Origin of the sequence: Pleomorphomonas sp. PLEO (assembly GCF_041320595.1) — a bacterium.
In the GTDB taxonomy this organism is placed as follows: Bacteria; Pseudomonadota; Alphaproteobacteria; order Rhizobiales; family Pleomorphomonadaceae; genus Pleomorphomonas.
The window spans coordinates 4,163,232-4,189,681 of record NZ_CP166625.1 but is presented as its reverse complement, the minus strand read 5'-3'; the positions used below and the strand labels follow the sequence as shown (position 1 = coordinate 4,189,681).

General features: G+C 60.9%; 26 protein-coding genes and 2 tRNA genes. 16 read left to right on the top strand and 12 right to left on the bottom strand.

The genetic code is table 11. The features are described 5' to 3' along the window. Positions 1-60 precede the first annotated feature (60 nt). Positions 61-546 (top strand): Lrp/AsnC family transcriptional regulator, encoded by a 486-nt coding sequence (locus tag AB6N07_RS19460; protein WP_370674709.1) that lies wholly within the window; start codon positions 61-63, stop codon positions 544-546. Between the two features lie 118 nt (positions 547-664). Beyond that, positions 665-1,663: a GTP 3',8-cyclase MoaA gene (gene moaA / locus AB6N07_RS19455; RefSeq protein WP_370674708.1), complete on the top strand. Its 999-nt coding sequence runs from the start codon at positions 665-667 to the stop codon at positions 1,661-1,663. 32 nt (positions 1,664-1,695) lie between these two features. Here moaA and AB6N07_RS19450 read toward each other — a convergent pair whose 3' ends face one another. After that, positions 1,696-3,300: an ABC transporter substrate-binding protein gene (locus AB6N07_RS19450; RefSeq protein ID WP_370674707.1), complete on the bottom strand. Its 1,605-nt coding sequence runs from the start codon at positions 3,298-3,300 to the stop codon at positions 1,696-1,698. Between the two features lie 289 nt (positions 3,301-3,589). Here AB6N07_RS19450 and AB6N07_RS19445 point away from each other — a divergent pair, with 289 nt between their 5' ends. From AB6N07_RS19445 to AB6N07_RS19430, 4 genes are all read left to right on the top strand, one after another. Continuing rightward, a complete protein-coding gene (locus AB6N07_RS19445; RefSeq protein WP_370674706.1) occupies positions 3,590-4,267 on the top strand; it encodes a phosphoribosyltransferase in 678 nt (225 codons plus the stop codon). Between the two features lie 142 nt (positions 4,268-4,409). Then, entirely contained in the window at positions 4,410-4,799 is a 390-nt protein-coding gene (locus AB6N07_RS19440) for a hypothetical protein (protein ID WP_370678281.1), read from the top strand. Positions 4,800-4,808: 9 nt separating this feature from the next. Beyond that, the gene (locus tag AB6N07_RS19435; protein ID WP_370674705.1) at positions 4,809-5,315 is read left to right on the top strand and encodes a sigma-70 family RNA polymerase sigma factor; all 507 of its coding nucleotides are present in this window, start codon (positions 4,809-4,811) and stop codon (positions 5,313-5,315) included. Continuing rightward, positions 5,312-6,091, top strand: a complete 780-nt coding sequence (locus AB6N07_RS19430; protein WP_370674704.1) for an anti-sigma factor — start codon at positions 5,312-5,314, stop codon at positions 6,089-6,091. The genes AB6N07_RS19435 and AB6N07_RS19430 overlap by 4 nt, the downstream gene beginning before the upstream one ends. A gap of 33 nt (positions 6,092-6,124) precedes the next feature. Here AB6N07_RS19430 and AB6N07_RS19425 read toward each other — a convergent pair whose 3' ends face one another. The 6 genes from AB6N07_RS19425 to AB6N07_RS19400 form a co-directional block, all read right to left on the bottom strand. After that, positions 6,125-6,364, bottom strand: coding sequence for a hypothetical protein (locus tag AB6N07_RS19425; RefSeq protein ID WP_370674703.1), 240 nt, complete (start codon positions 6,362-6,364; stop codon positions 6,125-6,127). Between the two features lie 139 nt (positions 6,365-6,503). Then, positions 6,504-7,457 (bottom strand): ABC transporter permease, encoded by a 954-nt coding sequence (locus AB6N07_RS19420; protein WP_370674702.1) that lies wholly within the window; start codon positions 7,455-7,457, stop codon positions 6,504-6,506. Then, the gene (locus AB6N07_RS19415) at positions 7,454-8,533 is read right to left on the bottom strand and encodes an ABC transporter permease (protein WP_370674701.1); all 1,080 of its coding nucleotides are present in this window, start codon (positions 8,531-8,533) and stop codon (positions 7,454-7,456) included. Before AB6N07_RS19415 ends, AB6N07_RS19420 begins: the two co-directional genes overlap by 4 nt. Beyond that, positions 8,530-10,098, bottom strand: a complete 1,569-nt coding sequence (locus tag AB6N07_RS19410) for an ABC transporter ATP-binding protein (protein ID WP_370674700.1) — start codon at positions 10,096-10,098, stop codon at positions 8,530-8,532. Before AB6N07_RS19410 ends, AB6N07_RS19415 begins: the two co-directional genes overlap by 4 nt. Positions 10,099-10,108: 10 nt before the next feature. Then, on the bottom strand, positions 10,109-11,095 hold the full coding sequence (locus tag AB6N07_RS19405; RefSeq protein ID WP_370674699.1) for a BMP family protein: 987 nt from the start codon (positions 11,093-11,095) through the stop codon (positions 10,109-10,111). Positions 11,096-11,464: 369 nt separating this feature from the next. Next, positions 11,465-12,580, bottom strand: a complete 1,116-nt coding sequence (locus AB6N07_RS19400) for a LacI family DNA-binding transcriptional regulator (protein ID WP_370674698.1) — start codon at positions 12,578-12,580, stop codon at positions 11,465-11,467. 97 nt (positions 12,581-12,677) lie between these two features. Between AB6N07_RS19400 and AB6N07_RS19395 the strand changes: the two genes are divergently transcribed. The 7 genes from AB6N07_RS19395 (at position 12,678) to AB6N07_RS19365 (ending at position 20,013) form a co-directional block, all read left to right on the top strand. Then, the gene (locus AB6N07_RS19395) at positions 12,678-13,994 is read left to right on the top strand and encodes an ABC transporter substrate-binding protein (protein WP_370678280.1); all 1,317 of its coding nucleotides are present in this window, start codon (positions 12,678-12,680) and stop codon (positions 13,992-13,994) included. A 107-nt stretch (positions 13,995-14,101) separates the two neighbouring features. Next, a complete protein-coding gene (locus tag AB6N07_RS19390) occupies positions 14,102-15,049 on the top strand; it encodes a carbohydrate ABC transporter permease (RefSeq protein ID WP_370674697.1) in 948 nt (315 codons plus the stop codon). Further along, positions 15,046-15,984 (top strand): carbohydrate ABC transporter permease, encoded by a 939-nt coding sequence (locus AB6N07_RS19385; protein ID WP_370674696.1) that lies wholly within the window; start codon positions 15,046-15,048, stop codon positions 15,982-15,984. Before AB6N07_RS19390 ends, AB6N07_RS19385 begins: the two co-directional genes overlap by 4 nt. Next, the gene (locus AB6N07_RS19380) at positions 15,981-16,169 is read left to right on the top strand and encodes a hypothetical protein (protein WP_370674695.1); all 189 of its coding nucleotides are present in this window, start codon (positions 15,981-15,983) and stop codon (positions 16,167-16,169) included. Before AB6N07_RS19385 ends, AB6N07_RS19380 begins: the two co-directional genes overlap by 4 nt. Positions 16,170-16,172: 3 nt before the next feature. Beyond that, positions 16,173-17,267: an ABC transporter ATP-binding protein gene (locus AB6N07_RS19375; RefSeq protein ID WP_370674694.1), complete on the top strand. Its 1,095-nt coding sequence runs from the start codon at positions 16,173-16,175 to the stop codon at positions 17,265-17,267. Continuing rightward, entirely contained in the window at positions 17,260-18,255 is a 996-nt protein-coding gene (locus tag AB6N07_RS19370) for an ABC transporter ATP-binding protein (RefSeq protein ID WP_370674693.1), read from the top strand. The genes AB6N07_RS19375 and AB6N07_RS19370 overlap by 8 nt, the downstream gene beginning before the upstream one ends. A 138-nt stretch (positions 18,256-18,393) precedes the next feature. Beyond that, positions 18,394-20,013 (top strand): dihydroxyacetone kinase subunit DhaK, encoded by a 1,620-nt coding sequence (locus tag AB6N07_RS19365; RefSeq protein WP_370674692.1) that lies wholly within the window; start codon positions 18,394-18,396, stop codon positions 20,011-20,013. A gap of 259 nt (positions 20,014-20,272) precedes the next feature. On the opposite strand, the gene AB6N07_RS19360 is transcribed toward AB6N07_RS19365, so the two are convergent. Both AB6N07_RS19360 and AB6N07_RS19355 read right to left on the bottom strand, forming a co-directional pair. Further along, positions 20,273-21,274, bottom strand: a complete 1,002-nt coding sequence (locus AB6N07_RS19360; RefSeq protein WP_370674691.1) for a restriction endonuclease — start codon at positions 21,272-21,274, stop codon at positions 20,273-20,275. A gap of 147 nt (positions 21,275-21,421) precedes the next feature. Then, positions 21,422-21,506: transfer RNA gene (locus AB6N07_RS19355), tRNA-Tyr, on the bottom strand. Between the two features lie 289 nt (positions 21,507-21,795). On the opposite strand from AB6N07_RS19355, the gene rlmB reads away from it, so the two are divergent. Further along, entirely contained in the window at positions 21,796-22,638 is an 843-nt protein-coding gene (rlmB, locus tag AB6N07_RS19350; RefSeq protein WP_370674690.1) for a 23S rRNA (guanosine(2251)-2'-O)-methyltransferase RlmB, read from the top strand. A gap of 58 nt (positions 22,639-22,696) precedes the next feature. Continuing rightward, a tRNA-Thr gene (locus tag AB6N07_RS19345) sits at positions 22,697-22,771 on the top strand. A gap of 239 nt (positions 22,772-23,010) precedes the next feature. Here AB6N07_RS19345 and AB6N07_RS19340 read toward each other — a convergent pair. The 3 genes from AB6N07_RS19340 to AB6N07_RS19330 form a co-directional block, all read right to left on the bottom strand. Further along, positions 23,011-23,907, bottom strand: coding sequence for a C1 family peptidase (locus AB6N07_RS19340; protein ID WP_370674689.1), 897 nt, complete (start codon positions 23,905-23,907; stop codon positions 23,011-23,013). A 76-nt stretch (positions 23,908-23,983) separates the two neighbouring features. Then, on the bottom strand, positions 23,984-24,907 hold the full coding sequence (locus AB6N07_RS19335; protein WP_370674688.1) for a hypothetical protein: 924 nt from the start codon (positions 24,905-24,907) through the stop codon (positions 23,984-23,986). Positions 24,908-25,046: 139 nt separating this feature from the next. Beyond that, the gene (locus AB6N07_RS19330) at positions 25,047-25,466 is read right to left on the bottom strand and encodes a GNAT family N-acetyltransferase (protein ID WP_370674687.1); all 420 of its coding nucleotides are present in this window, start codon (positions 25,464-25,466) and stop codon (positions 25,047-25,049) included. A gap of 257 nt (positions 25,467-25,723) precedes the next feature. On the opposite strand from AB6N07_RS19330, the gene AB6N07_RS19325 reads away from it, so the two are divergent. Further along, positions 25,724-26,344, top strand: coding sequence for a pyridoxamine 5'-phosphate oxidase family protein (locus tag AB6N07_RS19325; protein ID WP_370674686.1), 621 nt, complete (start codon positions 25,724-25,726; stop codon positions 26,342-26,344). Positions 26,345-26,450: the final 106 nt, after the last annotated feature.

The window sequence follows — 26,450 nt, the reverse complement described above, 5'->3', positions numbered from 1 at the left end:
TTAAGCGTCATATGAGCGTCGAAAATAGAAACTCATTTCAAAACACGGGCGGATGCGATCATGCTGGATCGGCTTGACAGAAAAATTCTCTCCATCCTTCAGGAGGACGCCACCATTCCCGTCGCCGAAGTGGCCAAGCGAGTGGGGCTGTCGACGACGCCCTGCTGGCGGCGCATCCAGAAGCTTGAGGAAGATGGTGTGATTCTGCGCCGCGTGGCGCTGCTCGACCCCAAGTCGGTCAACACCAAGGTGACGGTCTTCGTCTCCATCGTGACCAACCAGCATTCGGAGGAATGGCTGCGCCGCTTCGCCGAGCTGATCCGCGAGTTTCCCGAGGTGGTTGAGTTCTACCGCATGAGTGGGCAGGTCGACTATCTCCTGCGCGTCGTGGTGCCGGATATCGAGGCCTATGATGCCTTCTACAAGCGCCTGATTGCCAAGATCGAGATCTCCGACGTCTCCTCGGCCTTCGCCATGGAGCAGATCAAGTACACCACGGCGCTGCCACTCTCCTATATCCATCTCGACAAGGACAAGCCGGTCTGAGCACACGCATTCTTGTAAAGATGAGTGTCGGCTGGAGGTTTCCTCCGGCAGGCGATTGGGATACGTTCGCAACCTTCGCCGGTTCGGTTTTCAAGGTGAACGCATTCCGATGCAGCAGATGTCCAATCTGATCGATCCGTTCGGCCGGCGCGTCGACTACCTCCGCGTTTCGGTGACGGACCGGTGCGACTTCCGTTGCGTCTACTGCATGTCCAGCGACATGACCTTCCTGCCGCATGGCGACCTTCTGACGCTTGAGGAACTCGACCGGCTGTGCGCCGCCTTCATCCGGCGCGGTGTGCGCCGCATCCGCGTCTCTGGTGGCGAGCCGCTGGTCCGGCGTGGCATCATGGCGCTGTTCCGCTCGCTCAAAAGCTACCTCGACGACGGCAGCCTCGACGAGGTGACGCTGACCACCAACGGCTCGCAGCTCGGCCGCTTTGCCGATGAGCTTGCCGATTGCGGCGTTCGGCGCATCAATGTGTCGCTCGACAGCCTGGATGCGGAGAAGTTCAGGGCCGTCACCCGCACCGGCAACCTCGACAAGGTTCTGGCCGGCATCGATGCGGCAGAGCGGGCCGGTCTCAAGGTCAAGATCAACACGGTGGCTCTGAGGGAGGTCAACGAGTTCGAGCTGGGCGACATGCTCGCCTGGGCGCATGGCCGTGGCTTCGACATGACGCTGATCGAAACCATGCCGCTCGGCGAGGTCGATGGCGACCGGCTCGCCCAGTATTTGCCGCTAACCGAGGCGAGAGCGCAGCTTTCCCGCCGCTTCACGCTCGACGACACCCATTACCGCACTGGTGGACCGGCGCGTTACGTCACCGTCCGCGAGACGGGCGGCCGGCTCGGCTTCATCACGCCGATGACCCATAATTTCTGCGAGAGTTGCAACCGCGTGCGCGTCACCTGCACCGGCACCGTCTACATGTGCTTGGGACAGGAGGACAAGGTCGACCTCCGCGCGCCGCTGCGCGCCTCCGAGGGAGACGACTTGCTGGATGCCGCGATCCTCAAGGCTATCGCCCATAAGCCGCGCGGCCATGACTTCGTCATCGACCGCACCGGCATCCCCTCGGTGAAGGGGCGGCACATGAACACGACCGGAGGGTAGGGCGCCCCGCTTGCGAGGCGCCCCTCTGCGAATTAGCTCTTCAAGCCCACGTCGGCCCAGTTGGAGACCGCCCAGCGCGGATTGCTGGCGACGTTCTCGACGCTATCGCGGGCCACGGTGATGAAGCCCCACTCGGCGACATTGATCAGCGGCAGGTCGGCGGCCACCTTCTTCTGGAAGTCCTTGTAGAGCTCCGTGCGGGCGGCGGTGTCCACCGTCGACGCCGCCTTGTCGATCAGCGCGTCAAGGTCGGCGTTGGCGTAGCCGCCCTGGTTGGAGAAGGGAACGCCATCCGGCGTGCCGGAGCGGACCAGGATAGTGGTGGAAATTGCCGGATCGCCACGGAATACCGGCGGCGCCACCGCCAGGTCGAAGGTGTGGTCGGTATAGACGGCCTTCTGGTGGCCGGCGGCGTCGTTGTTGACGATCACCGCGTCGATGCCGACGGCGGCGAGCGCCTGACGGAGATAGTCGCCGAACTGGCGCGTCTCGTTGAAATAAGGCGCCGGCAATAGCTTCAGCTGGAAGCGGGTACCATCGGCGCCGCGCTTGTAGCCGGCCTCGTCGAGCAGCGCATTGGCCTTGTCGACGCTGAATCCGTAGGTCGGCACGTCGGCGGTGTAGAATTCCGGCGCATTCTTCGGCACCGGGCCGGTGGCGCTGGCCGCGTAGCCGAGGAACACCGTCTTGACGACGAAATCCTTGTCGATGGCGTGGGCGATGGCTTGGCGCACCTTGAGGTCGGCCAGCTCCTTGCGGCGATGGTTGATCTCGACCACGAGCTGGTAGGTCAGCGCCTCGTAGCCCTTGGAGATCACCTTGATGCCCGGCACCTTGGAGATACGGTCGAGGTCGGCCAGCGGTACGGCCGAGAAGGCGGCGACGTGGACTTCCTCCGCCTCCAGCGCCGCGCCGGCGCCGGCCCGGTCGGGCAATACGCGGAAGACGATCTCGTCCACCTTCGGCTCGCCCTTCTCCCAGTAGGTCTCGTTCTTGGACAGCAGGTAATATTCGCCGGGCTTGTACTCGGTGAACTTGAACGGCCCGGTGCCGATCAGCTTGTCTATGGTCGGCGCGGCCTTGAGATCGGTGCCGGAGAAGACATGCTTGGGTAGCACGGCGGTAACGGCCGGCAGCGCGTTGCGGATCAGCTGCACCGGCGTCGGCTTGCTGAACTTGAAGACGGCGGTGTGGTCGTCGGGCGTGTCGACAGCCGTCAGATTGGCGAACACGGAACGCCCGAGGTTCTGCAGCGGCTTCCAAATCTCGAGGGCGGAGAAGGCGACGTCGGCCGAGGTAAACGGCTGCCCGTCATGCCAGACGACGCCCTCGCGCAGCTTGAAGGTGATGGAAAGACCATCGTCGGCGCCTTGCCATGACAAGGCGAGGCGAGGCGCGAGACCGTTCTCGCCATCGTAGGATGCCTCGGCCAAGGGCTCGATCACCTTGCTCGACAGGAAGAACACGCCATTGGAGGCGACGACGGCCGGATTGAGATTCTTCGGTTCACTGTCGGCGGCGATCACGAGGCGCGTCTTTTCCTGCGCCCACAGGCGGTTGGTCGACAGCGCGGTCGAGGCGGCAAGAATGAGGGAGGCCTTGATGAGGCCACGGCGAGAGAGGACGGCAAAGGTCATGGTGGGCTCCGGCGAAAGCTTCGGCGATCGGACCGTCGCGGATGCGATCGAGGTCACACTGTCGATCCACTGAGGCGGATGTTACAGGGATGAAATTGCGGACGGCAACCGCCCGGAGAACTATTTTTCGCGCTGAGCCACTCCCTGGCGGGATTCCCAGCCGAAGCGCTAAAAATCAGAGCTAGTGGCGCGAAATCTTTCCCTATTCGCCAACGCGGCGCTGTGCAAACAATCGGCTTCCGTCGGCGGTGCCTTGCCTCTAAACCAAAAGCAGCAAACGGGGCTTTTCATGCAGCCGCACGACTTCTGGCAGACGATCCACCCATCCGACACCCATGACGAAAAGGGCCCGTTCGTTGCGGCCTATCCGGCACGTCTCACTGACGGGCGGCAGCTTCTCTTGCCAATCCGGACGCTCGCCGATGGCCAGCATGGACTGGCCTCGCTGATCGTCAACCAGGCAAGCTTTTCGGTTCTCTCGGCGCTCGCCGAAGATCTTGCTGCCCGGCTGCGCCCCTTTGCACCTGACATTGTGGTCGGCCTACCGACGCTGGGGCTGACGCTTGCCGCCGCCGTTGCCGAGCGGCTCGGCCATGCGCGCTACGTGCCCTGCGGCACCTCGAAGAAGTTCTGGTATGTCGAGGAGCTTTCGGTGCCGATGAGTTCGGTGACGACGCATCACACCAAGCGCCTTTACATCGACCCGCGCATGTTGCCGCTCCTTGAAGGCAAGCGGGTGGCACTGGTCGACGATGTGATCTCCTCGGGCACGTCGATTGTCGCCGGCTTGCGCCTGATGTCGGCCGTCGGCGTCGAGCCGGTGGTGATCGGGGCGGCCATGCTCCAGACCGAACGCTGGCGGCCGGCCCTGTCGGAGCTGTCGCCTCACTGGCCGGAGCGGGTGGTCGGATCGTTTTCGACACCACGTCTCGAGCGGATCGCTGATGGTTGGATCGCTGAGCTTTAGTTTGCCAGCGTCACCGATGGCCGGCCTTTGCGACAGACTCGCAAAAAAAGATGATCGCAGAGGGAATAAAACCGAACGGGCGGTGTTGTTGTCTTTGAGAGCTGGAATATCCGCGCTTCTCAAGGAGGGTACTATGAACCGAATGCTTGTTTCCGCGCTGCTCATCAGCGGCCTCGCCGTTACCGCCGCCGTCCCGGCCTTTGCCGAGGATTATGCCTCCGGCGCCATCAAGTCGATGAAGACCGCCAAGGGCGAGATCCTCACCGACGCCAAGGGCATGGCGCTTTATACCTTCGATAAGGATGCCGCCGGAGTCTCCAACTGCAATGGCGATTGCGCTGTAAAGTGGCCGCCGGTGACCGCGGCGGCTGGCGCCAAGGCTGACGACGAATTGTCCCTGGTGGCACGTAAGGACGGTGCCCAGCAGTGGGCGTTCAAAGGCAAGCCGCTCTACTTCTGGAAGGGCGACAAGAAGCCGGGTGACGTGAGCGGCGACGGCATGGGCGGCGTCTGGCACCTCGCCAAGGAGTAATCTCGGATCATGTCGAGTTTCCTGGACGATATCGAAACGCTGGTGCCGGCCTTGCGACGCTACGCAAGGGCGCTCACCCGCAATACGGATCAGGCCGATGATCTCGTTCAGGATTGTCTCGAACGCGCGATTACCAAGCAGAGCCTGTGGCGGCCGATCGGCCCGCTCCGCCCCTGGCTTTTCAAGATCATGATCAACCTCTACCGCAACGATCGCCGCCGCCAGCGCAACTCCCTCGAACAGGAACCGCTGGACGTTTTGCCGTTCGAGCCGTCCAGCCCGGCAACGCAGGGCGCGCGGCTGGCGCTGGCCGAAACGGCGGCGGCGCTTCAGCGCCTTCCGGCCGAGCAGCGCGAGGCCTTGCTTCTCGTCGCGCTGGAGGGAATGAGCTATGCCGAGGCGGCCAGTGCCCTCGATATCCCTCAGGGCACGCTGATGTCGCGAATCGCCAGGGCACGCGAGGCTTTGCGCACCATGGTGGATGGAACGGGACCGAGACTGAGGTCGGTGAAATGAGCGACACGAACATGATCACCGAGGCGGACCTCAACGCCTATCTCGATGGCGAGCTTGACCCCGTGAGGCGGGCGGCGGTGGAGGCCTATCTGGCCGACAACCCGGCCGAAAGCGAACGCGTCGCGGCGTGGAGAGATCAGACCGCCACCTTGCGCGCCCTCTATGGGCACGTTGCTGACGAAGCGATGCCCCCGCGCCTGTCGCCGCATCGTCTTGCCGCCGACCGCCGACATCGCATGATGCGCTCCGCCACGGCCATTGCCGCCGCTCTGGTGCTTGTCGTCCTTGGCGGGGTGAGCGGCTGGGTCGGTCGCGGTCTCGCCACTCCCAACATGTCCGAAGCGACGCTGGTCAGCGAGGCCGAGGCGGCGCACGCGCTTTACACGCCGGAAGTGCTGCATCCGGTGGAAGTCAGCGGCCAGGACGGCGCGCATCTGTCGAAATGGCTTTCCAAGCGGCTCGACCGCACCTTGGCCATCCCCGATCTCTCGTCGGACGGCTTTTCGTTGGTCGGCGGCCGTCTGCTGCCGGCGGCCACCAGCGCCGCTGCCCTGTTGATGTACGAAAACCGCGACGGTTCTCGCGTCACTCTCTACATCGTGCCGAAGGTGGGCGAGGAGACGGCCATGCGCTTCAGCTCAGGCGATGGGCTTACGGCAGTGTCCTGGCAGGCCGAAACGCTCGGCTGCGTACTGGTCGGCAATCTGCCACGCGAGACGCTGCTGGGGCTCGCCAAGGCAAGCTATGGCAGCCTCGACGCGGGGGCGAATATTTGAGGTTCCCGCCGGCCGGAAGCCAAGCGGCCAATTCTAGAGCCTGGGCTGTTCGGTCCGCCTGTGGCTGCGCATTTCGCGCCAAGCCTCCATGCGCGGTGCAATGCCAACTGCGACCGGTACCGCGATGATGAAGGTGAGGCCGACCACCCAAGGCACCAGCACGTTCGCCTGTTCCGTCAGCGGCGTTGCCAGAACGATGACCATGCCGATGCCGAACAGGACGCCCTGCACGATCATGTAGATCAGCAGTGTGATCAGGATGCGAAGTCTCATCGTCATCTCCTTGAAGGTAGCTTCTACCTTCAACGCATGGGACTTCACTTGGTTGCGCCGCTTTGATGAGGGCGCAACCAAGTGTCTCATGTCTGTGTCGGAGGTGCCGCTGGGTCGCTGTCGCAGACCTTAACTGCCATCACTTGCGCGCGCCGCTGGGCCTGAAGGGGATGCCGAGGGCGGCGGGGGCATTCTGGCGCCCGGCAAATCCGGCCAACACGACCACGGTCATCACATAGGGCAGCATCAGCAGGAATTGCAGCGGCAGGGCGATGTGTAAGAGCTGGGCGCGCAGCTGGAGTGCGTCGGCGGCGCCGAACAACAGGGCGGCCAATGCCACGCCGATGGCATGACGTCGGCCGAGAATGAGGATGGCCAGGGCGATGTAGCCGCGACCGGCCGTCATGTTGTCGATGTAGACGCCGGTGGCCGACAGCGACAGCACGGCGCCGCCGAGCCCGGCGAAGGCGCCGGATAGTCCGATGCAGACATAGCGGATGGCGACGACGTTGAGGCCTAGCGTTTCGGCCGCTTCCGGGTGTTCGCCGGCCGCCCTGATATTCAGGCCAAAACGGGTCATGCGCATGGTGAACAGCGTGAGGACGACCAGCGCCAGCCCGACATAGGCGAGCACGTCTTGGCGGAACAGCAGCGGACCTACGACCGGGACATCGGCGAGGGCCCCGAAATCGATGGGGGAGAATGGCGTGACGCGTGGTTGCGCCGTCGTTGCGCCATAGATCATTCGATAGAAGAACGAGGTCACCCCGACGGCAAGCAGATTGAAGGCAATGCCAACGACCACCTGGTTGGCCGCGATGGTGATGGCATACCATCCAAGCAACAGGCCGACCGCCGCGCCGGCGGCGATGGCCATGACAACGCCGATGCCGAGATGGCCGGACAAGTTTGCCGCCACAAAGCCGGTAAACGCGCCGGTCAGCATCATGCCTTCGAGGCCGATGTTGACGACGCCGGAACGCTCGTTGAAGATTCCGCCAAGCGCCGCCAGCATGATGGGCATGGCAAGGCGCATCGAGGCGGCGAGAAAGCCGGCAAACACAGGGTCGTTAAGGGTGGCGAGGGCGCTCATCTGCCGAGCCTCCGCAAGTGCGTGACGATGTTGGCCGCCCAGCCGGCGAAGGCGCCGGCGCCGATCAGGAACAGCACGACGAGCCCCTGGATGACCACGGTGAGCGTGCCGGGAACGCCGGCCGCCGACTCCATCGTAGTGGCGCCGATCTGGAGAGCGGCGAACAGGAAGGCGGCGGCCAGTACGCCGAGCGGGCTGGTCCGCCCCAGCAAGGCGACGATGATGGCCGTGTAGCCGAAGCCCGGCGACAGGGTTTCGATCATGCGTCTCTGAATGCCGGCGACCTCGGCAAAGCCGGCGAGCCCGGCCAGAACGCCGCCGACGATGAAGCCTAGCATCAGGTAGCGTCCCACGGAGATGCCGGCGTTCTTGGCCGCTTGCGGGTTGAGCCCGACAATGCGCAGATGAAAACCGCCCACCCGTTTCCAAAGGAAAACGTGACAGAGGAGGGCGGCGACAATGACGATCAATACGCCAGCGTGCAGGCGGGTTCCCGGCAACAGGACCGGTAGCCGAGCGGCGGCGTCAAGTCTGGTGGTCTGGGCCAGTGGCGAATTGGGGTCCTGCAGCGGGCCGTGCAACAGGTAGCCAACCAGATCGATGGCGACGTAGTTCAGCATGATGGTGGTGATCAGTTCGTCGGCTCTGAAGCGCAGCTTCAGCCAGCCGGCCAGCGCCGACCACAGGCCGCCGGCCGTCATCGCTGCCAGCCCCATTGCCGGCAGCGTCAGCCATGCCGGTGCGCCGGCCAGCGCGACACCGGTTGCCCCAGCGGCGACGCCGCCGAGGTAGAGCTGCCCTTCCGCGCCGACATTGAAGGCGCCTGCCCGGAAGCCCATGGTGATACCGAGGCCACAAAGGGCCAGCGGCACCGTGCGGACCAGTGTCTCGGCCAGACCGTCGCGGCTGCCGAGTGCGGCGTCGAACAGTGCTGCGTATGCGTCGATCGGGTTGACGTCGACGCAGGCGATCAGCACGGCACCGACGAGGAAAGCCATCAGGACGGCAACGAGGCTGCCGACAAAGCCCTTCGGCGGACGCAGGCGGGCGAGGATCTCGCGGGCGGGATCGCTCATGATACAGCCTCTCCGGCCATCATCAGGCCGAGCTTTTCCGTCGTGACCTCGGCGCGGGCGAGTTCGCCGACGATGCGCCCGCGAAACATGACGGCGACGCGGTCCGACAGGGCGAGGATCTCGTCGAGTTCGGTCGAGACCAGCAGCACGCCGGCGCCGGCCGCGCGACGATCGAGCAATTGCCGATGAACGAAAGCGGTGGCGCCGATATCGAGGCCACGCACCGGCTGCACCGCGACGATTAGCGCCGGCGCGTCAACCAGAGCCCGCCCCAGCACCACCTTTTGCTGATTGCCGCCCGACAGCGTTCCGATCGGCTGCGTCGGCCCTGCGGCACGTACGTCATAGTCGGCGATGACGCGATCGGCATAGGCTGCCACCGCGTCTGTGTTGATGAAGCCGTGCCAGGACAGACCGGGCGCGGCGGCGCGGTCGAGCACGATATTGTCGCGCACCGACAGCGATTCAACGATGGCCGTACGCTGGCGATCCTCTGGAATGTGGGCGAGGCCGAGCTGAAGGCGTCGGGCGACGGATGCGTGCGTCACGTCCTCGCCGGCCAAACGGATTGTGCCGCCGGTGACCGCGCCGAGCCCAGCGATCGCCGACGCCAGTTCTTGCTGACCGTTGCCGTCGACGCCGGCCAGGCCGACGATCTCGCCGGGGCGGATGGTTAGCGATGCTCGATCCACCTGCAACGCGCCTTCCGCCGATCGGCAGGTGAGGTCTTCGACTTCGAGAATGGCCGGGCCGGCGCTCGCCGCCGTGGCCGGCACCGTGTCGAGAGTGGGCAGCGCGACGTCGTCGCCGACCATCAGGTGGGCGAGGCCGCGCGCATCGGTGGCGTGCGCATCGAGGCTTGCCACCAGACGCCCGCGCCTCAACACGCTAGCGCAATGGGCAATTTCCATGACCTCATGCAGCTTGTGACTGATGAAGATGATCGCCGTCCCATCCTGGGCAAGGCGTCGTAGGATTCGGAATAGTCCGGCCGTTTCCTGTGGCCGCAGGACGGCGGTCGGCTCGTCGAGGATGAGAATGCGGGTCCCTCTGAACAGAACCTTGAGAATTTCGACCCGCTGGCGGCTCGCCACCGACAACTGCTCGACCCGCGCCTGCGGATCGACGTCGAGGTCATAGGTCGCCGCCAATTGCCGTAGCCGGCTGGCGGCGCTCTTGAGATCGGGCAGGAAACGGCCGGTTGACGGCAAGCCGAGGCAGACGTTTTCAACCACGGTCAGGGTCGGCACCAGCATGAAGTGCTGATGCACCATGCCGATGCCAAGCCGCGTCGCCGCGTTCGTCGACCCCAGGTGCACCGCAGAGCCGTCGATCCTGATCTCGCCGGCCGTCGGCTTCACCAGCCCGGCCAGCACGCGCATCAGCGTCGACTTGCCGGCGCCGTTCTCGCCGAGCAGGGCATGGATTTCACCGGCCTGCACGGAGAGGCTGACGTCCTCGATGGCGCGGAAGTCGCCGAAGTCGACGGTGACGGAGGCCATATCAAGCAGTGGCGGACCGGTAACCTCCGGTCCGCCGGCCGCGACGATCGTGTCGGCGAGCATAGTCGCGCCTTCAGTCGGCGTTTGACGTATTGATCGGTACCGTAAAGGCGCCGGACTTGATCGCTTCGAACTTGTCGGTCACGGCCTTCAGCACGGCGGGCGGCACCTTGGCATCGAGGCCGTGGAAATCGGCCAGCTTCACCGACCCCTCGGCGATGCCGTAAGACCAGTTTTTCGAAGCCCAGGTCTTGGCCTCGACGTCTTTGCCGACGGCGGTGACCAGCGGGCCGATGTCCCAAAGGACCGACGTGAGGACCGTCTTTTCCCCGAGGTGGTTCTGATCGGTCATGGCGCCGATGGCGTCGACATTCTTGGCAATGGCGGCGTCGATGACGCCGACACCCTGCGCCGAAAGCACATCGGCACCCTGTTCGACCTGCGCGACGGCCGCTTCCTTGGTCTTCGGCGGATCGAACCAGGAGCCGATGAAGCTATGCAGCACCTTGGCATCCGGCACTTCGGCCGTGGCACCCGCCTCATAGGCATGCAGGTTGGCGAGCATGTTGGGGGCGGGCATGCCGCCCACCCAGCCGATCGTCTTGCTCTTGGACGTGCCGGCCGCCAGCATGCCGGCGAGATAGGCGCCCTGATAGTCAGGGTTGGAGTAGGTTCCAACGTTCTTGGCCAGTTCGCGCGCCGTGCCGGCCATGAAGATGGTGTCGGGGAAGTCTTCGGCGACGTTGAGCGTGGCGTCACCGAACGAGAAGGAATGCGAGAAGATGAGGTTGTAGCCGCGATTGGCATAGTCTCTCAACACGCGTTCGGCGTCGGCGTCGCTGACGTTTTCCGAATAGGCGACGTCGGCGCCGAGCGCCTTGGCGGCTGCCTCAAGACCATTGTAGCCCACTGAATTCCAATCGTTGTCGGTGATCGGACCGGGCAGAATCATCGCAATCTTGAGACCGGCGGCGTCAGCCGGCAGGCTGCCGAACGCCATGGGCGCGGCGGCGGCGGCGAAGGCCATCACGCTCACGCGGATGCTGTTGGTGAATTTCATTGTTTTGTTCCCTCGGTTTTTTGGCGCGGTCCACATCCTGGTCCGCCGCCATGCGGGCCGGCCCTAAGATGCGAGCGATTCACAACTGCAATCTCGCGTCTTGCACCACGGCCCGCCATCTCTTTTGGCGCGGGTCGTGCGATGGGGAAACGATGGGCCAAGCGGCTGTAACCCGAAAGCCACACCCTGAACTTTCAGATTGCGAAATCAATGGCCTACTCGTCGCTTGGTAGACTGAACGCGCGGACTTCGCGGTTGATATCGTCGTGCGTTGTTGGCACACCATAGGGAGTGATCGACGGCAAAGCGGGCGATGGGCATCGCGCGATAGCTGCGCCGGTCGGAGGCGAGCGAGAGTGCCCTGAAGGGCTACAGGTTTTCCTCGATCAGGACCTCGATCCGGATCTTCTCCTGGGAGGCCAGTATTTCGCGCCCATCCCGGCGGGCTCTGAGGATGCGGATGGCGCTGCGCACCAGATGACCGGGGTCTTGAGTGATCAGGGCGTCGACCTGATGCGAGCGCAAGGCGGCTTCCGTGAAGGGCGTGCGCTCGTGAGCAATGATCACCGGCTTGTCCTTGGCGAAAACCTGGGTGACCACCTCAAGGGGAACGCGCGCCTCGGAACTGACGATGTAAACACCGGCGATTTTGCGCTGGCTGAGAAGGCTGTTGCGAATGATGCGCGCCGTGCGCTCCGCGTCGCCATAGGTTTCCAGGGACGGCAGCACCGTCAGGTGCGGATAGTCGGTATTGATGAGTTCATCAAAACCCAGCCGCCGCTCCAGGCTGTCGCGGGCGAGCATCGTCTCGGCGATGACAAGGATCGCCCCCTCGGCGCGCTCCAGAAAGCGCCCCATCAGCCGTCCCGCCGTGGCCCCCGCCGCGTGGTTGTCGATGCCCACGAAATCATCGTGGTCGCTGGCGATCTGCCCGGCGATGAAACTGACGGTGTCTATGCCTTTTTCGATCAGGCGAGTCTTGGCATCGCGTACCTGGGGCGATTCAGGGGCCATGATGGCTATGCCGTCCACCTGATCGAGGTCGAGCGAGCCGAGCACATTGGCGATCTGGTGCGGATCGCTTTCGTGGATATGCATGACATCGGCGTGGATCATCTCCGCCGCGAAGCTCTGATTGGCCTCGTGAATGCGCGCGATCAGGCCGGCGAGAAATTCGTCGCCGGTTCGCGGCAGCAAAAACAGGAAGCGATAGTTTTTTCCTCGCGCCAGATTGGCGGCGACCACGTTGCGAATGAACCCTAGCTTTTGAATGGCTTGGTTTACTTTGACGATGGTGTCCTGGCGCACGCCGGGCCGGTTGTTCAGAACCCGATCCACCGTCGCGAGGCTGACGCCCGCCTCAACGGCCAAATCCTTGGTTGTCGGTCGCATCTGACTTCCCGCATTGCTCATTGGTCTCTTTTCATTGAAATTTTGGCCGAGCGCAACAGATTTGAGGTACGTACCTAAAAAAGAGCTTGCCATGAAGTACGTACCTCAAGTATGGTTTTTCCCGTAAGCGCACTGGCGAGGAGGCCATCGCTTGCATTCGGGGAGGACCAACCACATGAACGCGAAACGAATGCTGACGCGGGCCTTTCTTGCCGCGGTCGTCGCCCTTGGCTTCAGTGCCGGCGCGGCGCAGGCCAAGGACCTGACGCTATGTTGGGCAGCCTGGGATCCGGCCAATGCGCTGGTGGAACTCAGCAAGGAATATGAAGCCCAGTCGGGCAACAAGATGCATTTCGAATTCGTGCCGTGGACCAGCTTTGCCGACCGCATGCTGAACGAGCTGAATTCGGGCGGCAAACTGTGCGACCTGATGATCGGCGACAGCCAGTGGATCGGCGGCGCCGCCGAGAACGGCCAGTACATCAAGCTCAACGACTTCTTCGATGCCAACAAGATCAAGATGGACGACTTCATCCCGGCGACGGTGGTGGGGTATTCCGAGTGGCCCAAGAACACGCCGAACTATTGGGCGCTTCCCGCCTTTGGCGACGTGGTCGGCTGGACCTATCGCAAGGATTGGTTCGCGCGTCCGGAACTGAAGACCGAATTCAAGGCGAAATACGGCCATGACCTGGCCGTGCCGGCTACCTTCGACGAACTGAAGCAGATCGCCGAATTCTTCCAGAACCGCGACATCGACGGCAAGAAGGTCTATGGCGCGTCGATCTATACCGAGCGCGGCTCGGAAGGCATCACCATGGGCGTGATGGACGTCCTCTATAGCTATGGCTTCAAATACGAAAACCCCGACAAGCCCTACGACATGGAAGGCTTCGTGAACTCCGCCAATGCCGTGAAGGGGCTGGAGTTCTACAAGTCGCTCTACGATTGCTGCGTGCCGCCGGGGTCATCGAATGGCTACATGACCGAGGGCGTCGACGCCTTCAAGTCGGGTCAGGTGGCCATGCAGATGAACTTCGCCTTCACCTGGCCGGGCTTCAACACCGATGCCAACGTCGGCGGGGACCGCACCGGCTATTTCGCCAACCCGGCCGGGCCGAATGGCGAGAAGTTCGCGCAGTTGGGCGGGCAGGGCATTTCGGTTGTCGCGGCTTCGGACAAGCAGGACGCCGCGCTGTCCTACATCAAGTGGTTCGCCCAACCTAGCGTCCAGGCCAAGTGGTGGAAATTGGGCGGTTACTCGGCCCTCCGCGCCGTGGTTGAAGACCCTGGCTTTGCCACCAGCCAGCCCTATGCGCAGACCTTCCTCGACAGCATGGCGATCGTGAAGGACTTCTGGGCTGAACCCAGCTACGCGACGTTGCTGCAATCCTCGCAGAAGTGGTTCCACGACTATGTGGTGGCCGGCAATGGCACCGCCAAGCAAGCCCTCGATGGTCTTGTGGCCGATTGGCACGCCACCTTCGAGGAAGACGGCAAGTACTGACCTGATTGCCACCCGCTCCGGACGGATCGCGGGTGGCATTTCCGCGAGGCTTAAGCGAGCCGGATCTATCCCGCGCCCGATGCCCGTTGCTCCAGGAAAGCAAAACCATGTCCGATCATCTCGTCCAACGCGTCGCGTCAGCCACGCCACCCAAACTTGCGCGCCGTATCAGGGGTGTTTCTGACAGGACAATCGCCTGGCTGTTCGTGACGCCGACCATATTTCTGCTGCTGGCGGTGAACATCTTTCCGCTGATCTGGACGATCCGCCTGAGCTTGACGAATTTTCGCACCAACCGACCCAATAACCCGGTCGAGTTTGTTGGCTTCGACAACTACCGCAAGATCCTGACTAATCCCGATACTTGGGCATCCTTGCAGGCGACCGCGCACTTCCTGATCTGGACCATCGTTCTGCAGGTGGTGATCGGCTTTACGCTGGCCTATCTCATCAACAAAAAGTTTCGCGGCAACGATCTCTGGACGACGCTGATCGTGCTGCCGATGATGCTGTCACCGGCCGTCGTCGGCAATTTCTGGACCTTCCTGTATCAGCCACAGATCGGATTGTTCAATTACTTCATAGAGTTCATATCCGGCGTCGATCCCGCCAGCTTCTCCATGATCGGTGATGTCTCGCTCGCCCCTTGGACGATCGTCCTCGTCGACACCTGGATGTGGACGCCTTTCGTGATGCTGATCTGTCTGGCTGGTCTGAGGTCGATCCCTCCCAGCATCTATGAAGCCGCCGAATGCGATCGCGCCAGCAAGTGGCGGCAGTTCTGGACCATCACGCTGCCAATGGCGCTGCCCTTTCTGATGCTGGCCGTGCTGTTCCGGGGCATCGAGAACTTCAAGATGTTCGACCTCGTGGTGCAGCTCACCGGCGGCGGCCCTGGCGCCACCACCCTGCTGACCTCGATCGATCTCAAGCGCGAAGCCTTCGAGAAATGGCGCACCGGCTTTGCCTCGGCCTACGCGGTCATCCTGTTCGTGACCGTTTTCGGTCTGGCCTCGATCTACGTGAAGGCGCTCAACAAGGTGAAAGACAGATGAGCTACTCCATCACCGAGCCGTCAAACCGCCAGAAGTGGTTCGCTGGAGTGCTGGTTATCGGCTACGCGCTGCTGACCTTGCTGCCGCTCGCCTGGATCATCGCCACCGGCTTCAAGACACCGGCCGATGCCATCGCCTATCCCCCGAAAGTGGTCTTCACGCCGTCGCTGGAGGGATACGTCAATCTCTTCACCTCGCGCAGCCGGGTGACGCCAGAAGATCTGGCCGCCATGGGACCGCCGACCACCTGGTACGACACGATCGTGCGGCAATATGGCATGGTCATCAATGGCCCCTCGCGCTACGGCGAGCGGTTCATGAACTCGGTGATCATCGGCTTTGGCTCGACCTTTCTGTCGGTGTTCCTCGGCACCATTGCCGCCTATGCCTTCAGCCGCTTCAAGGTTCCCTTGAAGGACGATCTGCTGTTCTTCATCCTGTCGACCCGGATGATGCCGCCCATCGCCGTCGCCATCCCCATCTTCCTGATGTACCGGCAGATGGGATTGAGCGACACCCACCTCGGCATGATCCTGCTTTACACCGCCGTGAACCTGTCGCTGTCGGTCTGGCTGTTGAAGGGGTTCATCGATGAAATCCCCATCGAATACGAAGAAGCGGCGCTGATCGACGGCTACACGCGCTTCCAGGCCTTTTACAAGGTCGTCCTGCCGCAGGCGGCCACCGGCATCGCCTCCACCGCCATCTTCTGCCTGATCTTTTCCTGGAATGAATACGCTTTCGCGGTGCTCCTCACCTCGGGCACGGCGCAGACAGCGCCACCGTTCATCCCCACGATCATCGGCTCGGGCGGCAAGGACTGGCCCGCCGTGGCCGCCGGCGCCACGCTGTTCCTGCTGCCGATCATGATCTTCACCATCCTGCTCCGCAAACACCTGCTGCGCGGCATCACTTTCGGGGCGGTTCGCAAATGAGCAACTTCATCCATGGCCTGCTGCATCTGCGCCGAGGGGCGTGGGAGATGGTCGCCACCATATTGATCGCCCTCGGCGTGGTCATGCTGATGCAGCCCATCGCTCTCGTGCTGTTCACGTATTCCTTTCTAGTGACGTTGATCGGAACGGTCATGTTCATCATCGTCAGCCATTTTCCGGAGTAAACGATGGCACAGATCGTCATCAAGAACCTACGCAAGGAATTTGGCGCTTTCACCGCCGTGCAGTCGTCCAGCTTTACCATTGAAGACGGCGAGTTCTTCATGCTGTTGGGCCCGTCGGGCTGCGGCAAGACGACCACGTTGCGCATGATCGCCGGGCTGGAGCTGCCGACGGCGGGCGAGATCTACATCAACGGCATCGAAGTCAGCCAGAAGCCGGCCTCCAAGCGTGATATCGCCTTCGTGTTCCAGATGTTCGCGCTCTATCCGCACATGAACGTGCGCAAGAACATCTCCTATCCCTTGGTCAGCCAGGGAATGCCGCGCGACCAGGTGCGCGCCAAGGTCAACGAAGTCGCCGAGATTCTGGGCATCACCGCGTTGCTGGAAAAGCCGGTGGGTGGACTGTCCGGCGGCGACCGGCAGCGCGTCGCGCTCGGGCGCGCCGTGGTGCGCGATCCAGCCTGCTTTCTCATGGATGAGCCGCTGGGCGCGCTGGACGCCGAGTTCCGCGAGCACATGGCGCAAGAGCTGCGCGCCCTTCACGACCGGATGCACGCCACCACGGTCTATGTGACGCATGACCAGCTCGAGGCCATGCAGATGGGCGACAAGATCGTGGTGATGAACCACGGCGTCGTCGAGCAGTTCGGCCGCCCGCAGGAAATCTACGACTGGCCGGCCACCACCTTCGTGGCAAAGTTCATCGGCTCTCCGGCAATGAACCTGTTGCCGTTCGACGGCATGGTGGGAAATGGCGCGACCTCGGTCATGCTGGCTGGCACCGAGGTACACATCCCCAAGATGATCAGCGGCGACGACGGCGGGCTGGTCCTGGGCGTGCGGCCCGAGCATGTTCATCTGGACGACGATGCGGGATATCGCGGGCGCATCCTCGCGGTCGAATATCTCGGCACCACGCAGATCGTCACGCTGGATACGGCGCTTGGGCAGGTCAAGGTCCGTATCGGTTCGGACAAGGTGGCGATCGTTGGCGATACCGTCGGGCTCAGGTTCGATGCCCGCTCGATCTCGCTGTTCGCGGCCAATGGCCATGCGTTGATCTCAACGGCCAATCAAAAGGTGCTGCATCATGGCTGAAGTCCTTTTGCAGAGCGTCTCGAAATCCTTCGGCCCACAGACCGCCCTTGCCGAGGTTTCCCTGACGATTCCCGACGGCGCCTTCGTGGTGCTGTTGGGGCCGACCGGCGCGGGAAAAACCACGCTGTTGCGCATGGTTTCCGGATTGGACAAGCCCGATGCTGGCGAGGTGTTCATCGCGGGGCAGTCTATGCGGGGCTTGCCGCCGGCCCAGCGCAATGTGGCGATGGTGTTCCAGCAATATTCGCTCTATCCGCATCTGACCGTGCGCGAGAACATGGAGTTTCCGCTGAAATCGCCCTTGCTCAGGACGCCCAAGGCTGACATGGACCGCAAGGTGGCCGAGGTGGCCGAAATCCTGCAAATCTCCCACAAGCTCGACAACAAGGCGACGGCCCTGTCCGGCGGCGAGATGCAGCGGGTGTCCATCGGTCGCGCGCTGGTTCGCAATCCGTCGGTCTACCTGATGGACGAGCCGCTGTCGTCGCTGGACGCCAAGTTGCGCGCCGATTTGCGCATCGAACTCAAGAACATCCAGGCCAATCTCGGGGCAACCTTTCTCTACGTCACCCACGATCAGATCGAGGCGATGACCATGGCCACCCATGTCGGCGTTCTCGACCATGGTCGGCTGGTGCAATTCGGCACGCCGCGCGAGATCTACGAACAGCCGGTCAGCATCTACGCCGCCGGGCGCCTGGGGCAGCCGCATATCAATATCCTGCCGGCCGACCTGTTCGGCCCGGCGCCTTCGGGCGCGACCTATATCGGCATGCGCCCCGAGCAAATCCAGCAAGGCGAAGGGCAGGACAGCTTGGTCAAGCGGGTCGAACATCTGGGGGACCAGACCCGCCTGCACCTGGCGTTCAAGAGCCACGATCTGACCACCGTCATCGATGCCCACACACCGTTGCGGGCAGGGGACATCGTCAAGATCCAGCCGCTGAAGCCATTCTATTTCGACGCCGCCGGCGCGCGCATTGTCTGATACCAAGATGCATTGAAAATGCCTCTTGGTATTCCGTTTGCCGATTTCTCATGCCCCTGACGCAAATGAGAAATCGGCAGTGATTTCAATGAGCGGATGCGTCAGCATCTTCGCGAATTGGCATGAGGGGGGACCAACATGACGCAGTTCATGAACAGGCGTGAGAACATCGTCACCGAAGCGATCGAGGGAACCGTGATGGCCTCCGGCGGGCGCCTGACGCGGCTGGATGGCTTTCCCCACATCCGCGTCGTGATGCGCGCCGATTGGGACAAGAGCCGGGTTGCCATCGTCTCCGGCGGTGGCTCGGGGCACGAGCCGGCGCATGCCGGCTTTGTCGGGCCGGGCATGCTGACGGCGGCGGTTTGCGGCGATGTCTTCGCCTCGCCATCCGTCGACGCGGTGCTGGCCGGCATTCTAGCCGCGACCGGACCGGCCGGCTGCCTGCTGGTGGTCAAGAACTATACCGGCGACCGGCTGAACTTCGGCCTCGCCGCCGAGCGGGCGCGCGCCTTCGGCCTCAAGGTGAACATGGTCGTCGTCGACGATGACATTGCCCTGCCCAACCTGCCGCAATCGCGCGGGCTGGCCGGCACGCTGTTCGTGCACAAGGTGGCCGGTGATCTCGCCGAGAAGGGCCGCGATCTCGCCACCGTCACCCAGGCCGCCGAAAGGGTCATTGCCGGTACCCGCTCGATCGGCATGTCGCTGGATACCTGCACCGTGCCCGGCTCGGCCAAGGAGAGCCGCATTGCGCCGGGCAAGGCCGAACTGGGCCTCGGCATTCACGGCGAACCGGGCGTGGAGCAGATCGACTTTCTCGGTGCCGAGCAGGCGATGGCGGCGATGATCGACAAGCTGGCAGCGCAAGCCGGCGACAGCGAATATGTCGCTTTGCTCAACAATCTCGGTGGCGCCTCGGTGCTGGAAATGTCGGTGCTGGCCTACGAGCTGTTGCGCTCGGAACTGGGCAAGAAGATCAAGTTCATCGTCGGGCCGGCCTCGATGATGACGTCGCTGGATATGCGCGGTGTCTCGGTGTCGATCTGTCCCCTGACGCCCGACGACGAGGCGTCGCTCCTGAGTGCCGTCGCCATGTCGGCGTGGCCTGGCTGCCATCGGGTCATCACTCCCGTCGCCTTGGCGCTGCCCGATGGCCTGAGGCCGATCCTGCCGATCCCCTCGCAGCATCCGGCAACGCGCGATTTCCTGGTAAAGTGCTGCGACATCATGATCTCGCTCGAATCCGAGCTGAATGCGCTGGACGCAAAATCGGGCGATGGTGACACCGGATCCACGCTTGCCGGCGCGGCCAAGGCATTGATCGGAGCCTTGGATCACCTGCCGCTCGCCGACCATACCCAGCTCTATCGGGCCATCGGGCTCGAGTTCAGCCAAACCATGGGCGGCTCCTCGGGTGTGCTGCTGGCGATCTTCTTCGCAGCGGCCGGCGATGCGGCCTCCAGCGGTTTGCCCATGCGCGATGCGCTCTTGGCCGGGCTGGCACGCATGCAGGAAATCGGCGGGGCAAGGCTGGGCGACCGCACCATGATCGACGCCCTTCACCCGGCGCTTTCCGCCCTGAACGAGGGTATTGCCGCCGCCGCCGTGGCGGCCCGCAGGGGAGCCGATCACACCGCCACCCTGAGTGTCGCCAAGGCCGGCCGCGCCGCCTACGTGAACGCCGAAAAGCTGAGCGGCCACGCCGACCCGGGGGCGGAGGCGGTGGCACGGTTGTTCGAGGCGCTGAGGAGTTAGGGCAATTCCAGGAAAGTAGAAACCGGCTTTGCGTTGGCAACTACGTCAGGACAAAGAGATAGAGCAACTTGAGCGAGGTGAACTGTCTCCCTGATCCGGATTGAAGATCCCAGGTTTACCGTAACGGCGCAGGGCCTCCTCCACCGTCTCGATGCGGCACGCCGTCTCCAAGGTGATTCACAGCCGTCAAGAAAGGCCCCTGCGTCTGAACCAATCGACGACGGCGGACGTTCGGGCATTTCTCACTGAAGGTGATCTGTCAGTTCCAGGCCGGAACAAAAATGCGCTTCAGCGGAATAAGCTGCTGTGTCTCAAGGTCGAGCTTATCATATTGTTCGAGAAGGCTTTTCACGAGATCGTCGAGGTCCATCAGGGCCGTGGGAATGTTGGCCCGCTCAGCTTCGTAACGCGCTTCCCGCGTGAATCCGCCGGTGCTGACATAAAGACCCTTGTCCTGTGGATGACGACCACCGAGAAAGCTGCGAACATCCGGTGCGCCCATGGCGCCTTTTCGATGTTTGACCTCGACCACAATACGCGGTGACTCAAAGCCAAATCCGTCCGGCGAGGCAACGATATCCTTGCCGCGATCGGGGCCATTATCCGAAACCCTTGTCTTGTAGCCGAGTGAGCGAAGAAGGCCAGCCACGAGCTCCTGCATGTCATCCCAGTTCAGAGCGTTGACCTTATCCTTGATGAATTCATGCGCTCGGCTCGCCATGTTTTCGAAAACATCTTCTTCCGCCGCCTCGCTTACCGGGGTTGCTCCGTCCACAGAAGGCGTTGCATTACCTGACAGAGCTTTCTTGAGTTCTCCAGAGACCTCAGTTGAAAGGCGAAACAGAGTTGAGATTGATCCGAGGCTATTTCTGCTTTCGACGGACAGAAGGTCGCGGCTGACCTCACCGTCCCATCTTACCGACCGAACGTGAGTATCCTCTGGATCAGCCGATTGATCGTGTCGATACGCGCTGGAAATCTCTCCGACGAGATAGGCCCGGCGAGAGGGGTCATAAGTCACAACCATGTCGCCGATGGTCATCTCATTGACAAAGCGATGGAGCTGCCCCGCGGCCATCGCTTGGCTTTGGGCTTTGCTTCCGGGGTAGGCTCGCGAAAAAGCATCACTGATCGTCTTGCGGGTCTTTGCTTCGGAAATGTCCCCGAGCGCAGGCCATCCGATGGCGACCAATGATCTTTGCTTAAAGACGTCAAATAGCCTGCCGTTGCGCTCAGCACGAACCATCCATGACTTGCTCATGCGCTATCCACCTTGTTCGCTGACAACGGTCCGACTCCCTGGATGATTGCAGGGTCAACGCTATTTCTATCAACTAGATAGGTCGGCAAGAAGGGCTAGCTGTAACAAATCACAGCATGCTTCATGCAATCAAGGATAGGGTGGAGATGGTGGGAGAAGTAGGACTCGAACCTACGAAGGCTTAGCCAGCGGATTTACAGTCCGCCCCCTTTGCCACTCGGGACATTCTCCCAGCCCGCTCCGCCGACACCCGAAGGCGCTGGCTGAACGGGCGCTCTTATGGCGACCATGCCGGGCGCTGTCAACCCCATGGCCCGATTGTTTTGTCGACAACGCAGTTGGCTTGAAGCCTGACGCGTCCCGGATGGGCAAGGCAACCGCTCCAAGCGCGCTGAGGAGGCTTCAATGCGCCCAACGGCCGTGCGGTGCGCAAGCCTGGGCTGCCGGTCCCGCTGGCGATCGATGCGGAAGAAAAAGCCCCACCACTGGCGCCGAGGATGCGCCACGGTTATAAGCGCCGCATGTCAGACGATACTCCTTCTTCCAAGCGCCCTCCCAGACGTTCCGGCCCGCCGCAAGGCCGGCCCGCCGGCAAATTCGGTCCGCGCGATTTTCGCCCCCGCCCCAAGCGCGAGCGCGAGGCGGGCGAGGCGCTGTGGCTCTACGGCCTCCACACGGTGGAATTTGCGCTGAAGAACCCTCGCCGGGTCGCCCTGCGCCTGCTCGCCACGCGCAACGCCCAGGCCCGCCTTGCCGAGCGCTTCCCCGAGGGCAAGCTGCCGATCGCCGCCGAGGAGGCGTCGCCGTACTCTCTCGACCGGTTGCTTGGCTCCGAGGCCGTTCACCAAGGGTGCGCGCTGGAGGTCCAGCCGCTCAAGCCGCTGACCACGCTAGACCTTTCTGGCGCCCGTCTTGTGCTGGCGCTCGACCAGGTGACCGATCCGCACAACGTCGGCGCCATCCTGCGGTCGGCAACGGCTTTCTCGGTCGATGCGGTGCTGACGACGACGCGCCACAGCGCCGCCGAATCCGGCGTGCTGGCAAAATCGGCGTCCGGCGCGCTCGACGTGGTGCCGGTAACCACCGTCCGCAATCTCGGCGATACGCTGGAAGAAATGAAGGCGGCCGGCTTCACGGTGGTAGGGCTTGATTCGGAGGCCCCTGAGGCGCTGGACGAAGCTCGCTTTGCCGCGCCGGTCTGTCTGGTGCTCGGCGCCGAGGGCAAGGGGCTGCGTCAGCGGACGCGCGAACTCTGCGACGTGGTCACCCGCATCGACATGCCCGGCGAAATCAAGAGCCTCAACGTCTCCAACGCGGCGGTGCTGTCGCTCTACATGGTGCGCAAGGCAATTGCCGGCGCCTGAAAATTGGCTCGCGGTCAGGGTTGCACCTGACCGTGCCATCGGCTATTCGGAAATCCGCGCCGGCGTAGCACAGCGGTAGTGCAGCGGTTTTGTAAACCGAAGGTCGGGAGTTCAATCCTCTCCGCCGGCACCATTTTCTCGGCTGATGTGCCAGACAGGCATTGCCCAAACGCGGGGTTGGGGACAAATTTCTTCCCGTCAGCGCCTTCAATCTGTAGACCAAAGGTTGGGGACCGACTGTTGAAAAAGAAGGTGCGTCACTTTCAAGATAAAATGACAAAACCTAGGCTAGTTTCCAATTTTATCAATGTCGTTATATCATTGATGAGTGCTATTGAGTTTTATTTACTTGTATATTATACATAGTTAACGTCAATAAAATCCTAGCGTTTGGTACAGAACCCAAAAATCACTAGAAAAACCTGAGCTTAGTACGTAATCGTAATCCATATCAAAATATCCGTTTTTATTTGAGTTGATGCCCCAAGAATTTCGAATTTTAAAAGTACGTTTTTCTTGGTTATATCCTACTGCCAAAACTGCATGGCCGGAGTTTGTCGTTGTGTCATCTGAAGTTGGTGTCTTTAGGAGCTTTGTATCATAGCGAAAATTACTAAAAACAGAAAATCCAAAGATGAATGGATACCCAGATGCTAAGCAACTCTCTAAGGTAACCGCATCTTGCTTCAGGGGCGCATAGGAAATCGCTTTATACTTTTGAGCAGCATCTAGAACTGCCTTGGGCGGTTCAATGGTAGAACGAGCTCCCGTTGGGAAAACATGTGTCGTCCGATCTCCTGAAATCCCATCATAAGGCCACATGTCTTCTGGCGGCACACCAATTGATGCGACGGATTTGATTCCGTCTCTTATTCGCGAGCCGCTGTCGACGTAGACATTTCCGATTATCTTTCTGGCCTCATAATATATAAAAAGACGCGACGGCGTGAAATCAACAGGCTTGTCATGAATTTTTCGCGCGTACTGAACAGCTGCCGCTATAGCATTAGCTGTACAGCTTCCAAGTCGCATTTGGTCATACGGCTTGGGAAATTTGGGGGAAAGATCAATTAGCTTCGGTCGCTTTGCTGTCTCACCAAAGGATGGGGACTGAAGTAGGCTGTCCTGGGGATCTGGAAGATCTCTTATCCATCCAAATCCAAGGTTTTGCTGAGTAAGCGAGTTGTTATCTGCTCTACTTTGTTTCGTAAATAATTCTGCGACTGATAGGCCGCCAAGTATGAGTGCAGCTCTGCGATTGAGATCCATAATGTCGGCCCCAAATCCAATCGATGCTTATGAAGTAACTAACACGCCCTCAGAATTTGGAAAAGAAAAAATATAACTATTTTGAACTATCCAGAATTGATAGCGACTCCAAATAGATGCCTGAATTTATAAACGTGTTATCGATTATAAACCGGGCATCTTTTGCGTACATTATCCTAGCAGCCTTGGATTTTGACAGAATCAAAAATCGGGCAAAGCGAACCAAGAAGTCCGGATGTGTGCCCTTCAGCTCAATGCGAAAACTCTCGCCGCTGTAAACGGGTAATCCAGGACCTATCGGAATCTTGCTGCACAGAGTCGGATCTGAGTAACCAGGACAAGGACACCAGTTTGGAAATGTTTCTGGACACAGGTTCTTTGAGATTACTGAATTCAAAATATCAGAAATCACGCCATACTGCGCATTAAAGTCTAGTCTTGCGGAGTCTATCAATTTTACCGCAAATTTATCCGCATCTAGCTCCTTGCTATATTTCATATAGCGAAATACAGAAAAGCCTGTTTCATCACCATGATATGCAGCGAATCCGTGCTTTAGAATGATATGCCCTAGTTCATGCGCTAGAATTAGTCTTAATATTAATGTCCTGTATAATTCAAGACTATTTGAACCCAAATCTAAATGAAAATCATCTATTATGTCGTCCACGATCCTTGCGTCGCAAATTATTGTTCTAATATCAGAATTCGCTGTACAATTGCTATATACACCAGAGACAGGCGACAGCCTTGAATCTCCGATACGCACAAGTATCTTATCATTTCTATGGTCAATGTGCGGATCTCGAGGGGCTGTACCAAATGAAACAACTTGAAATTGGCCGATGCTCGCTAAGAACGGATTGAGCGCATCGGCTGTGATATGCCTTATTGTCTGGAATGACATAGCCGAAAGTTCATTCTTATTTGGTTCCATAGAAAAACATAGACTTATTGTCGAGAAGTACATAATAATTGTTGTTATAAATGAATTGCACATTTTGATCTTTTATGGAATAAATTCGGCGTTGGTCTACGCTAACACAATTGAAATAATTGAGAAGCCTCCAGTAGAAAGGTATGCTTCAGGGCGAGATTGTTGGCTGTACTGAAATCGTTCCCTTCCCCGTAGGAAGAGCTCAAGGCTCCATCCCGATCCACTGGGCCATGCCGATGGATGCGGGCGCGGTGGGTTCGAAGCCGTATTGGGTATAGAGATGCTTGGCGTCGCCATCGGCGATCAGGCTGACGTAGGCTTCCGCCGGCGCGAGCTGCTTGAGCTCGTCCATCAGGCGGGAAACGATCGCCTTGCCGAGGCCGCGCCCCTGATGATCAGGGTCCACGGCGATATCGACGACCTGATAGCAAAGCCCGTCGCCGATGGCGCGCCCCATGCCGACGACATGGTCACCGCATCTCGCCAGCACGGCAACCACGGTGTTCGGCAGGCCCACCCTCGCGGCAGCCTCGCTGCGTGGCGTGAGGCCCGAGACGCGGCGAAGGCGGCAATAATCGTCGACGCTGGGTATCTCGACGCTCACAGTGTAGTCACCCGTCATCGCTCAATCCTTCTGCCCGATCTCGGGTTGCAACATGTCTGCTCGCCGAAGCGCCTGCAACGTCGCTTCGCTCCTCCACCTGCAATGGGATTGTTTTTCCCTGGTTTGAAGTCGGTGGAGGCTTCAGGGAAGCTACTCCTGATGCCGCGGCGAAATCCGTTCGAATCGCCCGTCGGAAAGCCTGTGCAGGTCGCGAGGTCTGGACCCTAACGTGACTTTGGCAGACAACTAACGGACCTCCATTGAGTGAGAGAGCCATGGACGAAAGAGATTGCATAACGACGGTTGAGGAGTTGAAGGGGCTTTACGGCGAAGTGGGGCGCGGAGCGATTGCCAAGCAGACCGATCACATACATGCCGTCTACCGACCCTTTATCGAGGCCGCGCCCTTTGCGATCCTTTCCACCGTTGGCCCGAATGGCGTCGAGTCAAGTCCTCGCGGTGACCCGGCCGGCTTCGTACATGTCGAGGACGAAAAGACGCTCATTCTGCCTGACCGGCGCGGTAACAACAGAATAGACAGTCTTCGCAATATCATCGCCGACCCCAGAGTGGCCTTGCTGTTCATTATCCCCGGCATAGGGGAGACCATACGCGTCAATGGAACGGCGGAAATATCCATCCGCCCGGACTATCTCAAACGGTTTGCAATGGGAAACAGGCCTCCGGTATCGGTCCTTCGCGTTTCAGTGCACACGGTTTTCTTTCAGTGCAGCAGGGCCGTTGTCAGGGCAGAGTTGTGGAACGAAAAGAGCAGGGTCGATCGATCGACCTTGCCGAGCGCCGGGGACATCCTCAGGGAACTATCCCACAATGAAATCGACGGCAAAGCCTACGACAAGGCTCTGCCGCAACGGGTCATCGATACCCTGTATTAGGCGTCGGACTTATAACCGGCGTGGCTTTCGAGGCAACATGGAGGCATTGGGGCGCGTGCAACGTCGCCGTGCCCCACCGCCTGCAAAGAGAATATTTTTCCTTGCT